Genomic DNA, 14,202 nt, shown 5'->3' with positions numbered 1-14,202 from the left:
TACAGTAGTGCAGAATACAGTGCTACTTGGGTCAATAGAGGAGACGGTTATGGCTACATCACAGCAGCCGCGTTTGGCTTTTCTCGATCGCTTTCTTCCCGTGTGGATCATCATAGCTATGATTCTTGGCCTGCTTATAGGCCATTTTCTTCCGGGAATTGGAAGAGCGCTCTCAGCTTTGGAAATTGGAGGTATTTCCCTTCCAATCGCTTTAGGGCTGCTGGTGATGATGTATCCACCGCTTGCTAAAGTGCGCTATGAAAAGACCCGGGAGATTGCCACTGACAGACGGCTGATGACCGTGTCGATCGTCTTGAATTGGCTTGTGGGGCCAGCATTCATGTTCGCACTGGCCTGGCTATTCTTGGCGGATCAACCCGAGTTGCGCACGGGTCTTATTATTGTCGGCCTCGCCCGCTGCATCGCCATGGTCTTGGTGTGGTCAGACCTATCCTGCGGTGACCGAGAAGCCACGGCAGTATTAGTAGCAATCAACTCCGTTTTCCAAGTTGCGATGTTCGGTGTCCTGGGGTGGTTCTACCTGCAGATACTGCCGGGATGGCTGGGCCTTGATACCACCTCTGTCGAATTTTCTTTCTGGTCCATTGTTACTTCGGTGCTCGTATTCTTAGGCATCCCGCTTTTGCTCGGGGTTATCTCCCGAGTATGGGCAGAGAAAACTAAAGGGCGTGAGTGGTTCGAAAACCGTTACCTTCCTGCGGTGTCTCCTTTGGCAATGATCGGTTTGCTGTACACAATCGTCTTACTGTTCTCCCTGCAGGGAGAACAGCTCGTGGAGCAGCCGATAGCGGTGGTTAGGGTAGCGGTGCCTCTGATGCTGTACTTTGTCGGGATGTTCTTTCTGGCTTTGGGCGTAGCTAAAGCTGCCGGAATGAATTATGCACAGTCTGCCTCAGTGGCCTTTACCGCAGCGGGAAATAATTTTGAGTTAGCCATCGCGGTGTCCATCGGTACCTTTGGTGCCACCTCTGCTCAAGCGTTAGCCGGTACCATTGGGCCTCTTGTTGAAATTCCGGTTTTGGTTGGCTTGGTATACGTAATGCTCTGGATTGGTCCCAAGTTATTTCCAGGAGACCCGAGTCTGCCGAATTAGCGTCTGCCAAGTTGATACAGGCACCGCACTCCAGTAGGGGTGAGGGTGATGCGCCAGCTTTCTATTTTCGAGCGCAGGCCAATATTTTCTACCTTCACTAGCCCATGCTTTTTTAGTTCCTGGAGCGCATCGGACAGGGGATCTAGCTCCACCTGCATCAGGCGGGACAAAGCCTTAGTGGTGGTCGTATTGCCCTGGACGGCCCCGGCGGTGACGAGGGCGGTGAGGATATCGAGGTGGGCATCGGCAAGCTGCATGGCACTATCCGTGACCCCTTCTAAGGGATCTTCAGCCACGATGCGCTGCATGCGGCGGCGGCCAATGCGGAAGGACTGGGAAAACATGGCCCACAAGCCCAGCGGGAGTGCGAACGCCGACACCGCGCCGGTTAAGATACCTTCCACGGGTGGGGCCAGGGAAATGTCCGGCAACCAGCCAGCCGCGGATAGCGGGGCCATGGCTAGCGGTAGAGCAATTGGAATTACTGGCGCCCAATAAGCAATGGCGGGGTAATCGCCCTCGAGGTAGATATCCTGGCTAGCCCCAATGGAGCGGGGATAGTGGCGGATGAGGGGCACTAATCCGATGACTGCAAAGACCGCAAAAACAGCGGCGCCTATCAGCATGTAGCTGGCCCCCGTTTGAGCAAAACCGAGGGCAAAGCCGGCCGGAACGCCGCATAAGCACGCCTCTTTCGGCGTAATCTCATTGCGCTGCCGGTACTGCGATAATGTTCGGGCGGGACGTGGTGCCAGTTCTGCCATAAGTTCAAACGTATCATCGCCCACAGCCTGCTCGCCCCGCCAAGATTCTGTGACACAATGGAACTCACGCGCAGCGCGCGCATAATTTCATAATCCTACAAGCTTTAACGCAGTGCGTTTATCGTGGCTATTCGTGCGGCAGCGGCGCGGTCCTTTTGGGGCTGTGCCTGCGCCCGAGTGGCCGACGCACCATACAATCGAAGTACAGGAGTAAGCCCAACTAATGGCGGCACAGAACTCTCAAGAAACAACTGAAAACCTCCAGGCAGCCGCGGCTTTGGCCCAGCGCATAGACCCGAGCGAGCTCAAAGATAAAACCCGCGTGTATGCCTTGGCCAAAAAGCTCGGCTTATCGTCACGCCAGCTGGTGGCCCAGCTTAAGGACATGGGCCTGAACAAGACCGCGCAGAGCTCCATTACCCGCGCGGAAGCAGGCGACCTTTTTGCTGCTCTAGCCCGCCATGAAGGGGGCTCGGATGCGGAGCAGCCTGCAATCGCGGACGAGAGCCCGGCAGAAGCAAAGCCTGAGAGCAAGACCAAGACCACCAAGCGGGCTCGGCGCACCCGCAAGGCCACGAAGAAGTCCGCGCCCGCGGCAAAGAAAAAACCAGCGCAGGCAGATGCCGCGGAGGCAGATAGCGCCCCGGCTGACAACACCGCAGCCGATGCGGAAGAGGAAAAGAACCTGCGCTATCGCGTGCGCAAGAACGTGGATAATGAAATCTCCCAGATTGAGGAAAAGGTCGATGCATCGCTGGTAAAAAGCGCATTGCCGGATGTAAAGCAGGCGCCGGACCGTCTGCCGGATCCTGAGCCGGCGAACGCGTCTGCGCGCGCTGAAGATGATGCCGACGCTAATGCCACCGACGCTGCCGCTGCTGGTGCTGGCGAAACGACCGGGACCGTGGATCCCGCCAAGCTGCATGAGGTGTTGGCAGAGGCCGGCGAGGACTTCGACGATGATTACTATGCCCCGCGCATAGTCCCGCGCGCGGAGACGGATGACGATTCCGCCGCGTATGACTTCGCGCCGCTGTTTATGCCACCGCAGCAGGACGCCGCCGAGCTTGGTGAGGATGAGGCCGCAGACATGGCGGCGATCGCTGAAGCCGCTGATGCGGCGGAGCCTAGCGACGACGCGGAACCCGACGAGGCCGAGGCAGGCAATAAGGCAGCGCGCGGGGGTTCTGACAAGCGCCGCCGCGGCCGCCGCGGTACCTCCCGCGGGCGCGGCGGGAACGAGAGCTCCAAGAAGGAGGCGGCGGATAAGGAGCCGGAGCTTATCGATGAGCCCAAGGCTATCCGCGGCTCCACCCGCATCGAGGCGCAGAAGCGACGCCGCGCAGAATTGCGCGAGAAGGGCCGCGAGCGCCAGCACATCGTCTCCCAGGCGGAATTTTTGGCGCGGCGCGAGGCCGTGGAGCGCACCATGGTGGTGCGCGATAAGCAGCGCGAGGACGGCGCGGGCGTCGTCACGCAGGTTGGCGTGCTTGAAGATGACCTCTTGGTCGAGCACTTCGTTACCACCGAGTCCCAGGCCTCCCTCATTGGCAATATTTACTTAGGCCGCGTGCAAAACGTCTTGCCGTCTATGGAGGCGGCATTCGTGGACATCGGCCAAGGCCGCAATGGTGTGCTCTATGCCGGCGAGATTGATTGGCGCAAGACCAAATTGCACGGGCGCTCCCGGAAGGTAGAAAATACCCTGAAATCCGGCGACCAGATTTTGGTGCAGGTGGCAAAGGACCCGATTGGCCACAAGGGTGCGCGACTGACCACCCGGATTTCCTTGGCCGGGCGCTACCTCGTCTACGTTCCAGGCGGGCGCAGCGCCGGAATCTCGCGCAAGCTGCCGGCACCGGAGCGCAAGCGCCTGAAGGACATCTTGGGCCGCGTCGTGCCAGGCGATGGCGGCGCCATCATCCGCACCGCTGCCGAAAACGTTCCCGAAGAGGCCATCGCAACAGATGTGCAGCGCCTGCATAACCGGTGGGAAGATATTTCTGCCCAGGCCAAGAAGGAAAAATCCTCCAAGGGCGCTAAGCCGGTCACGCTCTATGAAGAGCCGAATATGCTCATCAAGGTTGTCCGTGACCTCTTCAACGAAGATTTCCACCGCCTGATCGTGGATGGGAAGCGTTCCTTTAATACGGTCAATGCCTACGTGGAATCCATGGCCCCGGACCTTGCGGACCGCGTGGTGCGCTATAAGCCGAAGGACCACGGCGGCCAGGACGCCTTTGCCGCCTACCGCATTGATGAGCAGCTGCATAAGGCGCTCTCGCGCAAGGTGTGGCTGCCCTCTGGCGGCACCTTGGTCATCGACCGCACCGAGGCCATGACTGTCATCGACGTCAACACCGGCAAGTTCACCGGCTCCGGCGGCAACCTGGAAGAGACCGTGACCCGCAATAACCTGGAGGCTGCCGAGGAAATCGTGCGCCAAATGCGCCTGCGCGATCTGGGCGGCATGATTGTGGTGGACTTTATTGACATGGTGCTGCCGGAAAACCAGGATCTGGTTTTGCGGCGCCTGAAGGAGGCCTTGGGCCGTGACCGCACGCGCCACCAGGTGTCCGAGGTTACTTCCCTGGGCTTGGTGCAAATGACGCGCAAGCGTTTGGGCACCGGCCTGGTAGAGACCTTTTCCACCGAATGCGAGCACTGCCATGGCCGCGGCATCATCATCCACGAGTACCCGGTCGATGAAGCAGAAGACAACCACTCCGGCCACCACTCGCACGGTTCCTCCAAGGCTCACAAGAAGCCTGAGCACGATCCCCAGCAGCATCCGGCTGCCGTGGTCATGCACGAGCACGACGATGAGGACGAGCGCGCGGAGAAGAAGGGGCAGAAGGGACGCAAGGGCCGCAGGAATGCCACGTCCCAGCCGCAGAAGTACCAGAAGACGGACGCCCCGCTCTACGGCAACGAGGACGAGCAGTCACCGTCGCTGGAAGAGCTGGTGGCCAATGTCGTCGTAGACGATGAGACCGGTGACTCCGAGCAGAAGGATTCCCAGAAGCGTGCCGATAACGCCCGCGGACACCGCGACGACCGAGGCCGCAGCGAGGGCAAGCAGAAGAAGCGCCGCCGGGCGCAGAAGAAGTCTGAGGTCTCTGAAATCGAGGCCATCGCCTATGCCGCGGCGGACAACGCCGCCGAAAGCGATGAGGTACAGGAATTTAATTCCTATGTGCCCGATGGCCGAGAAGCACCGGCGAAGGAGAAGAAGCGCACCCAGCGGGGCAAGAAGCCGCGCCGGGCAACGCGGACCTCGCCTGCGACCCGTCGCGCGCAGGAGCAGCCGAACAAGCGCCAGCAGGCCGCTGAAGGAAAGGCTGAGGAAAAGAAGGCAGAAGTTGCCGATGCGCCGGAGAAGACCTACGAGGAGGCAGTAGCCGAGTTTGAGGCCTCTCCGCGCCGCAAGCGCCGCACACGCGGGAATTCGCGTTCCGATAATCGCCCGCGCCCAGAGGATTTTGCCCAGCCACAACAGGCGGAATCCGCGAGTTCCTCCGATAAGGCCCGCGGTGACGATGTGGCCCAGCAGGAAGGCGAGCAGCAGCAGTCCCGGGGCAAGGCACGCGGGCGCGGCCGGCGCCGCAGTGTTCGCACCCAGCCGAACTCTCGCCGGGCTACCGTGCAGGCTTCGCACCGGGCCAACGCCCAGGAGGCGCAGCACGGCGATAAGGGCGAGGACTCCTCGCGGACGGCGGAGCAGCGCCACGAAAATATCAGTGGCGGGAAGAAGAATTCCCCGGCACAGGGAGGCCGTCGCGGCAAGCGCCGCGTGGTGCGTACCAACCCGAGGGATAAAGCCACCTCGCACAACGCGGGTACGCCTTCGGCTACACCTGTTCAAGGGGAGAAGGATTCCCAGAAGGCTAGCGCCCCGCAGACCGAGACCAAGGTTATTCGCCGTGGGAAGAAGCGCGCGGTGAAAAAGACGGGGGCGCCGGCAGCAGCTGCGCGACAGGAACGTGCTGGGGAAAAGGCGTCTACTAACGCGCCGGAGACCCCGCAGACTGGCGCTAAGGATGCGGGCCGGCGGCGGCGCCGCGTAGCACGGCGGGCTACGTCCTAGCGCACCGCCACGCGGGTACGAAGTGCGTGGTTTGTATTTTGTACCCGCGGCGGGGTAGTCTTTGACAGTCGCTGTTTAGAACTCTCGGCGCTGGATCAGCCCACAATTGCCGCCCGGTAATTGCGGACATGTTCGCGCGAGGTCTGAACGCAATATGTAAGTGTCCATTCGGATGACGGCCTGGATGCCGTGTCCGAGCGAGTTTAGATAAGGGGTAACCCTCTATGTACGCGATCGTCAAGACCGGCGGCAAGCAGTACAAGGTTGCTGAAGGTGACCTCGTCAAGGTCGAGAAGATCGAGGGTGAGCCAGGCTCTGCCGTGGCTCTCACCCCGGTTCTGCTCGTCGATGGCGCCGCTGTGAAGTCCAAGGCCTCCGACTTGGAGAAGGTTTCTGTCTCTGCGGAAATCGTTGAACAGGGTAAAGGTCCAAAGATTGATATCCTGAAGTACAAGAACAAGACTGGTTACAAGAGGCGTCTGGGTCACCGCCAGCCTCTGACCACCTTGAAGATCACCGGTATCAAGTAAGCCTTAACCGGGCTGCAATTCATCCCCGAAGGAGGGAAACGACATGGCACACAAGAAGGGTGCTTCCAGCTCCAGCAACGGTCGCGATTCCGAGTCCAAGCGCCTCGGCGTCAAGCGTTTCGGTGGTCAGCAGGTTAACGCCGGCGAGATCATCGTGCGTCAGCGCGGCACCAAGTTCCACCCAGGTGAGAACGTTGGCCGTGGCGGCGACGACACCTTGTTCGCACTTGCTGCTGGCTCTGTAAAGTTCGGCATCAAGCGTGGCCGTCGCATGGTCAACATCATTCCGGCTGAAGAGGTTGCTGCAGAAGCTACTGCTTAACCTGTAGAACTTAAATCCCGAGTCCTAGGGCAATCGAGCCCTGTAGGACTCGGGATTTTTGCGTTCCAAATTGCCTCTTGAGTTCAGAGGGTCGTTGCAACACTTTCCCTTAGGAGGGTGTTGTTGTGCCTGGAGTTGTTGGCCCGTTTCATTCGTTGTCTGAGTCGGATCGTCGTGGCTTGGTCGCCTTGGTTGGCAGTGGGCGTAGTGTTCGTTCGGCTGCTGGTGAGCTTGGCTGTCATTACGCGCATGCTTTGAATTTTTGTCATGCTCATGGATTGCCAGTCATACATAAAGCCAAACGAGTTGATCGTCGCGGTAGCCAGGCTTTACAGCTTGTAGAACTAGTTAAAGACGGACTTTCGGTACACCAAGCCGCCAAAACATGTGGGATGCATCCCACCGCTGCGTATGCCGTTGCTACAGAAGCTGGGTGCCATATCCGGCTAACGAGGTATGCCCGGAAAGTCCGCCAAACACAGTTAAGGGTGGAATACTTACGCCTTCGGTTGGCGAGCTTGCCTGTTTGTGATGCTGGGACTGCAGTAGGAATTGATCGTCGATTGTCTTTAGACTTCGAAAAAGGTCTCATCAAATCCGGAGGGCCACGTAAAGAGTTCATACCTGTCGGCGAGGATGCCACCACGTATAAAAGACTCATGAAAGCGCTGCGCCAACGCCATGACGTCATCGAATCTGGACGGCTTCGGCCCCCTGCCTTGCCTGTCGGTGTGGATCCGTATAAACGCATCAGTGATCGCTATATTTGCTTTGAAGAACGCGTTATTATCGCCGACCTTCTTCGTGAGCATGTGCCGCTGCGGGAAATCGGGCGCCGTTTAGGGCGAAGTGCTTCGTCAATTCAGCGTGAAGTACGCAGAAACCACAGCGCTGAAGGCCCGTACCGTGCGGAGACCGCCCAGTTAAAGGCTTGTGCGCGTAGGCTGCGGCCGAAAATACCGAAACTGCTAGCCAACAAAAGGTTATGGGACTATGTATGCACACAATTGCGGGCACAATGGTCACCGGAGGAGATTTCCAATCGCCTGCCCATCGACTACCCCACTGATAAGGACATGCGCATTAGTCACGAAACGATTTATGACGCCTTTTATCTACAGTCCAAAGGAAGACTCAAAGACCTCGGCCTGGACTTGCCTACCGGCAGAAAGAAACGCAAGAAACGCCAAACACGCACCACCACACCGGCCCAGCAACGCTTCGTTGACGACATGATCCTCATCGACGACCGGCCAGAAGAGGTTACTGAACGTATTTTGCCAGGCCACTGGGAAGGCGACCTCATCCTTGGTAAAAATAACCAATCAGCGGTGATCACGTTAGTAGAACGCGTTAGCCGATTTGTTGTCCTTGGCCACCTGCCAGGAAGGCATACCAGCAAAGAAGTATTCACAGCCCTGCACAAGGCTGTTGCTGGAATCGATAAAGCTATCTGGTCATCAATTACCTGGGACCAAGGAAGTGAAATGGCTGGCCATAAAGCCTTTACCATGGCCACTGACATTCCCATCTACTTCTGCCATCCAGGATCGCCGTGGGAGAGAGGCAGCAACGAAAACACCAACGGCAGGCTCAGGAGAAACCTTCCCAAAAACAGTGACCTGTCCATCTACAGCGCCGAGGACCTGGAGATGATCGCCAACATTCACAACCACAAACCACGCAAAGCACTCAACTGGCGCACCCCAGCCGAAGTCATGACCAACGCCCTGACACAAACCGGTAGTATCAAACCAAAGTAACCGTCATCGTTGCAACGACCCCTAGAATCCGCCCTTGCTGCTGTATCCGGTGGTGTCTACTTTGGCCAACCAGAATAAGCTGATGCGGCAGACCGAAACTTATAGCGGAAAGGTCGAAGATCTAAGTCAAGAGGAAAAAGACCGCCAACTTGCCCGCGCACGCGAATATAACGAGCGTCTGCTGGCTGAAGGCCCGCACGCTCGTCCGCCGGTGGATAGCGATCCAGGCATGGAAGACTATATGTCCCAATTGAATATTGACGATCCTACCGACATGATTGCCCGCATTCGCATTCCGCGCATCAATGTGGATTTGCCCGTCTTCCACACCACTGCGCCGAAGGTGCTTTACGATGGCGCCGGCCACATGTATGGCTCCACGCTTCCGGTTGGCGGTGATGGAACGAATGCGGTGATCTCTGCCCACACGGGCATGGTCAATGCGGCGATATTTGATGAGCTTCCGCGTTTGCAAGAAGGCGATGAGATTTTCATCGAGGTTATGGGGGAGCGCCTCCGGTACAAAATGACCGGCAGGGAAGTGGTCAAGCCTGAAGCTTATGACGCGGTGACGTATGAGCCCGGCCACGATAAGCTCACTCTGATTACGTGCACTCCCTATGGTCTTAATACCGATAGGTTGCTTGTTCACGCGGAACGCGTACCGCTGGAGCCAGGGAACCCAGAACCTGATACTGCTGGATTCGGCTGGTCGTGGTGGATGATTCTGGTCATCGCGATCATCTTGCTCACCTTGCTGGTCATCCTGTGGAAGAACTACAGGCGGCGCAAGAAGAAAAAGCAGCAGGAAGCTCAACAAGCATCTGCCAAAGGCGAGCTCTAAAATTCCGCGCATCGTGGATAGTGGGGTGGAGCTGATAGACTTTAGTATCTAATTGATAGCGAAGAGAGGCTGTTCATGGCACGTTTTATTGACCGCGTCGTCTTGCACTTGCAGGCTGGCGACGGTGGGCATGGCTGCGTGTCTGTCCACCGTGAGAAATTCAAGCCATTGGGCGGGCCAGATGGCGGCAATGGTGGTCACGGTGGCGACATCATCTTGGAGGTCTCAGAGCAGATCCATACCTTGATGGACTTCCACTACAGGCCGCATATTAAGGCCGAGCGTGGCGGCAACGGCGCCGGCGATATGCGCAATGGCGCGCGCGGGGAGGACCTGATTTTGGAGGTTCCCGCGGGTACGGTCGTGCGCACGGAAAAGGGTGAGACTCTAGCGGATCTCACCGTGCCGGGCACGCGTTTCGTCGCGGCTGAGGGCGGTTTCGGTGGCCTGGGCAACGCGGCGCTGGCGTCTAAGAACCGCAAGGCACCGGGCTTTGCGCTGCAGGGCGAGCCGGGCCAGGCCCATGATTTGGTGCTCGAGCTGAAATCCATGGCGGATGTGGGACTCGTCGGTTTTCCTTCGGCGGGCAAGTCCTCGTTGATTTCGGTGCTCTCTGCTGCCAAGCCGAAGATCGGTGATTACCCGTTTACCACCCTGCAGCCTAACTTGGGCGTAGTGGATATGGGCGATAGCTCCTTTACCATTGCCGATGTCCCTGGCCTTATTCCCGGCGCCGCCGATGGCAAGGGCTTGGGGCTGGACTTCCTGCGTCACATCGAGCGCACGGCGGTGCTAGCCCACGTGGTTGATACCGCGTCCATCGAGCCGGGCCGCGATCCGGAATCCGATATTGAGGCTTTGGAAAATGAGCTGGCCAAGTACCAGGACGCGCTGGAAAGCGATACCGGCTTGGGGGATTTGCGCGAGCGCCCGCGCATTATCATCTTGAACAAGGCCGATGTCCCAGAGGCGGAAGAGTTGGCAGAGTTCGTCAAAGACGACTTAGAGGAAAAATTCGGCTGGCCCGTTTTTATCATTTCCGCTGCTGCGCGCAAGGGCCTCGAGCCACTGAAGTTTAAGTTGATGGAGATGGTTACCGAGCACCACAAGGCACAGCCCAAGCCCAAGCGGGATGCTTCCCATACCGTGATTCACCCCAAGGCCCAGGCGCATAAGAAAAACACCGGCAGCTTCGCGGACTTTAATGTGCGCCCGGATCCAGAGGTGCAGGGCGGATTCATCGTGGAAGGCGAAAAGATCGAACGCTGGATTACCCAGACCGACTTTGAAAACGATGAAGCCGTGGGCTACCTGGCGGATCGCCTAGCCAAGGCCGGTGTGGAAGACGAGCTGCACAAGCAGGGCGCGGTGGAAGGCTGCCCCGTGACCATTGGCGGGATTACCTTCGAGTGGGAGCCGATGACCGGCGGCGATCCCACCATGGCCAGCCGCGGCGAGGATGCCCGCCTGAAGGGCACCAACCGCGTCTCCGCGGCGGAGCGCAAGCGCGCCTCCCAGGCCCGGCGTGGCTTGGTCGATGAATTCGACTACGGCGACGAGGAAGAGGTCACCCGCGAGGGCGCCAACCGCGACCGCTGGCAGGGTTAGCCACCGCGCGAGTGGGGAAGTGGGGCCTCGTCCGCTGGGGCGAGTGCCCCCACCCCGGGCATAATGTGCTGCGCACATGGGGGAAATACGCCCCAATGAAGGGGACTCGTGCCGGAAGCTTTGTACACTATTGAGTTATGTCTTCTGATCAACAGAAAGAGCCCATTCTTCCGCTCCCCGTAGAGCCGTTTGATGGCCCTACCGCTGATACCCCGTTCCCTGAAGCCCTCGATGAAAACCCGATAGCCTCCGGGTTTGAATCCGAATTGCGCAACTCTATCGCTGAGGCCAAGCGCGTCGTTGTAAAGATCGGTTCCTCGTCGCTGACGGATGAGAATTTCCGCGTCTCGCAGGAAAAGATCGATCACATCGTGGATGCCGTCCACGCGCGCATGGGGCGCTCTGATGTCATCATCGTTTCCTCCGGTGCGGTCGCTGCTGGCATGGGCCCGCTCGGCCTGCACCAGCGCCCCACTGACCTGGCTACCAAGCAGGCCTCGGCGTCTGTAGGCCAGGTGCATCTGGCCTATGAGTGGGGCCGCTCCTTCGCGCGCTACCAGCGCACCATCGGTCAGGTGCTGCTCACGGCGTCCGATGCCGGGCACCGCGACCGCGCCCGCAACGCGCAGCGCACCATTGACCGCCTGCGCCAGCTGCGCACCATTCCCATCGTGAACGAAAACGACGCTGTGGCCACCTCGGAGATGCACTTTGGCGATAACGACCGCCTGTCGGCCTTGGTCGCCAACTTGGTGGGCGCGGACGCGCTCTTCCTGTTCTCTGATGTCGATGGCCTCTATGACAAGAACCCGGCCGAGCCGGATGCGAAGTTCATCGATGAGGTGCGCACCGGTAAGGATCTCAAGGGCGTTGTTGCTGGCGATGGCGGCAAGGTCGGCACCGGCGGCATGGCCACGAAGGTCTCTGCTGCCCGCCTGGCCACCCGTGGCGGTATCCCAGTGCTGTTAACCTCTACCGATAATATTGGGCCTGCGCTTTCCGATGCCTCCGTGGGCACCGTCTTCCACACCCGCGAGGAACGCCAACTTTCAGCCTGGAAGTTCTGGGCGCTCTACTGCGCCGATACCGGCGGAGCCGTGCGCCTAGATGAGGGGGCAAAGGAGGCCGTGACCAAGGGCGGTACCTCCTTGCTCGCTGTGGGTATTACGGATGTCCGCGGTGAATTCAACAAGGGCGAGATTATCGATATTTTGGGCCCGAAGGGCGAAGTTATCGGTCGCGGAGAGGTGCGTTTTGATTCCGAGGAATTGAACGCCATTAAGGGAATGCAGATGAGCGAGCTGCCAGAAGATAAGCGTCGCTCGGTTGTGCACGCGGATTACCTGTCCAACTTCGCCTCGCGCATCTAGCCGTGTGCCGTACGCTGGTCCCATGAAGTATTTTATGGGACCAGAAATTTGGCAGCCGATGGTTGATGACCTGAGCGCTGCCGGCCACGAACGCGTAGAAAACCTCGAAGACGCAGAGGTTTATATCAATACCACACCCAGCCCGCGCCGGATCCCGGAGATGCCGGATAATATCAGCTGGGTGCAGCATTGTTTTACCGGGGTTAACCAACTCATTGATGCAGGATTGATTACCTCTGAGGGGCTGCCGTGGTGCAATTCCGCCGGCGCCTTTGCTAAGCCGGTGGCCGAATCCGCCTTGGGCCTCCTGCTCTCCCAGGCGCACCAGCACAAGGCCTTTGCGCAGGCCGGCACGTGGTCGGTGGCCAAAGAGCTGGATGAGGCGCAGGAGTGGATTTATGACCAGCAGGGACCGAAGAAGGTGGCGATTTTGGGCGCTGGGGGCATCGGCAAGCAGCTCATTGCCTTGCTCAAGCCCTTTGGGGTCCACATCACCGCCATGAATCGCTCCGGCCGCCCGGTGGAGTGCGCCGACGAGGTGGTGGCCATGGATGACGCCGCGCACGTGTGGGGCGAGGCCGATGTCATTTTCTGCATCCTGCCCGCCACGGCGGAAACGGAGGGGCTTATTGATGCCGCGAAGTTCCGCGCCATGAAGCCGTCTGCGCTGTTTATTAACGTCGGGCGTGGCAGCACCGTGGTCACGGATGATTTGGTGGATGCCTTGCGCGAGGGCGAGATTGCCGGCGCCGGTTTGGAGGTTGTGGACCCAGAGCCGCTTCCCGATGACCACCCGCTGCTCTCCCTGCCCAATTGCACCATGACCCCGCATATCGGGGCGACGAAGCACGTGGCGCAGTATCACATGGGCGATATTTTCAATGCCAATGCCGCCGCGTGGGACAAGGGTGAGCCCATGCCCACCCAGGTGGACCCAGAGGCGGGATACTAGAAAAATCAAAAGCCACGGACAGCGATGGCTGGGTGCGTCGTGTGTGTACCGAAGAAAGGACGTACCGCCCACTGTCCGTGGCAAGTGAAAATAAAAGTTCAACTCGTTGAACTACTGCTAAACTAACACTTATCCAAGGACGACGCAAGCACGATTATGAAGATGGTGGATATGCACCTAGAAGAACTGCCTACCCGCAGCCAGGATTATCTTAAGGTTCTGTGGGATTTATCGGAGCACTCCGGTGGCGCCCCGGTAGCGCTGAAGGATGTGGCGGCGCGCCTGGAACAAAAGGTGCCCACCGCCTCCGAGGCGATTAAGAGGCTCGCCGCCCAAGGACTGGTGGAGCACGAGCGCTATCAGGGCGTCTCATTGAGCCCTGCAGGCCGTGAACTGGCGATGCAGATGGTGCGCCGCCACCGCCTATTAGAAACCTTTTTGGTAGAGACCCTGGACTATTCCTGGGACGAGGTGCACGAGGACGCTGACCGCCTCGAGCACGCCTGCTCCGATCGCTTTATCGGCCGCATCGATGCGCTGCTGGGATCCCCCGACCGCGATCCGCACGGCGATCCCATTCCCGATATTGGCGGCGGGATCGAGGATCTTGGCACGCTCACGCTCGCCAGCGCCCCGCTTGATGCGCCCGTGACCGTAGAGCGCGTCTGCGATGAGGATCCAGGCTTGCTGCGCTACCTTGACCGCTTTGGGGTGGAGCTGGGCAACGAGCTGCGCGTAAGCGATAGCGTGGCCGGGTTATTGACGGTGCAGACCGAAGGCGGCGAGATGTCGCTGGCGGAGGTGGCCGCCCGCGAGATCACAGTCCGCCTGGCCTCGACTAAATAACG

The 14,202-nt window shown here is 59.2% G+C and carries 11 protein-coding genes; 10 read left to right on the top strand and 1 reads right to left on the bottom strand.

Annotation, left to right across the window (positions count from 1 at the left end; genetic code table 11):
• The first annotated feature begins 49 nt into the window (after positions 1–49).
• A complete protein-coding gene (gene arsB, locus ACP8IT_RS09200; RefSeq protein ID WP_023023548.1) occupies positions 50–1,114 on the top strand; it encodes an ACR3 family arsenite efflux transporter in 1,065 nt (354 codons plus the stop codon).
• On the opposite strand, the gene ACP8IT_RS09195 is transcribed toward arsB, so the two are convergent.
• Positions 1,111–1,878: a hypothetical protein gene (locus ACP8IT_RS09195; RefSeq protein ID WP_005277943.1), complete on the bottom strand. Its 768-nt coding sequence runs from the start codon at positions 1,876–1,878 to the stop codon at positions 1,111–1,113. The genes arsB and ACP8IT_RS09195 overlap by 4 nt on opposite strands.
• Positions 1,879–2,101: 223 nt before the next feature.
• Here ACP8IT_RS09195 and ACP8IT_RS09190 point away from each other — a divergent pair, with 223 nt between their 5' ends.
• From ACP8IT_RS09190 to ACP8IT_RS09150, 9 genes are all read left to right on the top strand, one after another.
• Positions 2,102–5,965: a translation initiation factor IF-2 N-terminal domain-containing protein gene (locus ACP8IT_RS09190; protein WP_490289957.1), complete on the top strand. Its 3,864-nt coding sequence runs from the start codon at positions 2,102–2,104 to the stop codon at positions 5,963–5,965.
• 224 nt (positions 5,966–6,189) lie between these two features.
• A complete protein-coding gene (rplU, locus tag ACP8IT_RS09185; RefSeq protein ID WP_005277949.1) occupies positions 6,190–6,495 on the top strand; it encodes a 50S ribosomal protein L21 in 306 nt (101 codons plus the stop codon).
• 43 nt (positions 6,496–6,538) lie between these two features.
• Positions 6,539–6,817: a 50S ribosomal protein L27 gene (rpmA, locus tag ACP8IT_RS09180; protein WP_005277951.1), complete on the top strand. Its 279-nt coding sequence runs from the start codon at positions 6,539–6,541 to the stop codon at positions 6,815–6,817.
• A gap of 563 nt (positions 6,818–7,380) precedes the next feature.
• Positions 7,381–8,580 carry an IS30 family transposase gene (locus ACP8IT_RS09175; protein ID WP_490289838.1) on the top strand — a complete coding sequence of 400 codons (1,200 nt, stop codon included), beginning with the start codon at positions 7,381–7,383 and terminating at the stop codon, positions 8,578–8,580.
• A gap of 34 nt (positions 8,581–8,614) precedes the next feature.
• The gene (locus ACP8IT_RS09170) at positions 8,615–9,424 is read left to right on the top strand and encodes a class C sortase (RefSeq protein WP_490289956.1); all 810 of its coding nucleotides are present in this window, start codon (positions 8,615–8,617) and stop codon (positions 9,422–9,424) included.
• Between the two features lie 75 nt (positions 9,425–9,499).
• The gene (gene obgE / locus ACP8IT_RS09165; protein WP_284610815.1) at positions 9,500–11,032 is read left to right on the top strand and encodes a GTPase ObgE; all 1,533 of its coding nucleotides are present in this window, start codon (positions 9,500–9,502) and stop codon (positions 11,030–11,032) included.
• A gap of 137 nt (positions 11,033–11,169) precedes the next feature.
• Positions 11,170–12,402: a glutamate 5-kinase gene (proB, locus tag ACP8IT_RS09160; RefSeq protein WP_005284367.1), complete on the top strand. Its 1,233-nt coding sequence runs from the start codon at positions 11,170–11,172 to the stop codon at positions 12,400–12,402.
• A 22-nt stretch (positions 12,403–12,424) separates the two neighbouring features.
• The gene (locus tag ACP8IT_RS09155) at positions 12,425–13,354 is read left to right on the top strand and encodes a D-isomer specific 2-hydroxyacid dehydrogenase family protein (RefSeq protein ID WP_490289955.1); all 930 of its coding nucleotides are present in this window, start codon (positions 12,425–12,427) and stop codon (positions 13,352–13,354) included.
• Between the two features lie 156 nt (positions 13,355–13,510).
• A complete protein-coding gene (locus ACP8IT_RS09150) occupies positions 13,511–14,200 on the top strand; it encodes a metal-dependent transcriptional regulator (protein ID WP_023030362.1) in 690 nt (229 codons plus the stop codon).
• Positions 14,201–14,202 lie beyond the last annotated feature (2 nt).

Source organism: Corynebacterium sp. LaCa_23, from assembly GCF_058182375.1.
The sequence above is the reverse complement of the archived record's forward strand: the minus strand, read 5'-3'. Positions and strand labels throughout refer to the sequence as shown.

Bases quoted from the DNA above. Each gene is read 5' to 3' on its own strand.
- ACP8IT_RS09190 (WP_490289957.1), top strand. From the start codon at position 2,102: ATGGCGGCACAGAACTCTCAAGAAACAACTGAAAACCTCCAGGCAGCC.
- proB (WP_005284367.1), top strand. From the start codon at position 11,170: ATGTCTTCTGATCAACAGAAAGAGCCCATTCTTCCGCTCCCCGTAGAG.
- arsB (WP_023023548.1), top strand. From the start codon at position 50: ATGGCTACATCACAGCAGCCGCGTTTGGCTTTTCTCGATCGCTTTCTT.
- ACP8IT_RS09195 (WP_005277943.1), bottom strand. From the start codon at position 1,878: ATGGCAGAACTGGCACCACGTCCCGCCCGAACATTATCGCAGTACCGG.
- rpmA (WP_005277951.1), top strand. From the start codon at position 6,539: ATGGCACACAAGAAGGGTGCTTCCAGCTCCAGCAACGGTCGCGATTCC.
- obgE (WP_284610815.1), top strand. From the start codon at position 9,500: ATGGCACGTTTTATTGACCGCGTCGTCTTGCACTTGCAGGCTGGCGAC.
- ACP8IT_RS09155 (WP_490289955.1), top strand. From the start codon at position 12,425: ATGAAGTATTTTATGGGACCAGAAATTTGGCAGCCGATGGTTGATGAC.
- ACP8IT_RS09150 (WP_023030362.1), top strand. From the start codon at position 13,511: ATGAAGATGGTGGATATGCACCTAGAAGAACTGCCTACCCGCAGCCAG.
- rplU (WP_005277949.1), top strand. From the start codon at position 6,190: ATGTACGCGATCGTCAAGACCGGCGGCAAGCAGTACAAGGTTGCTGAA.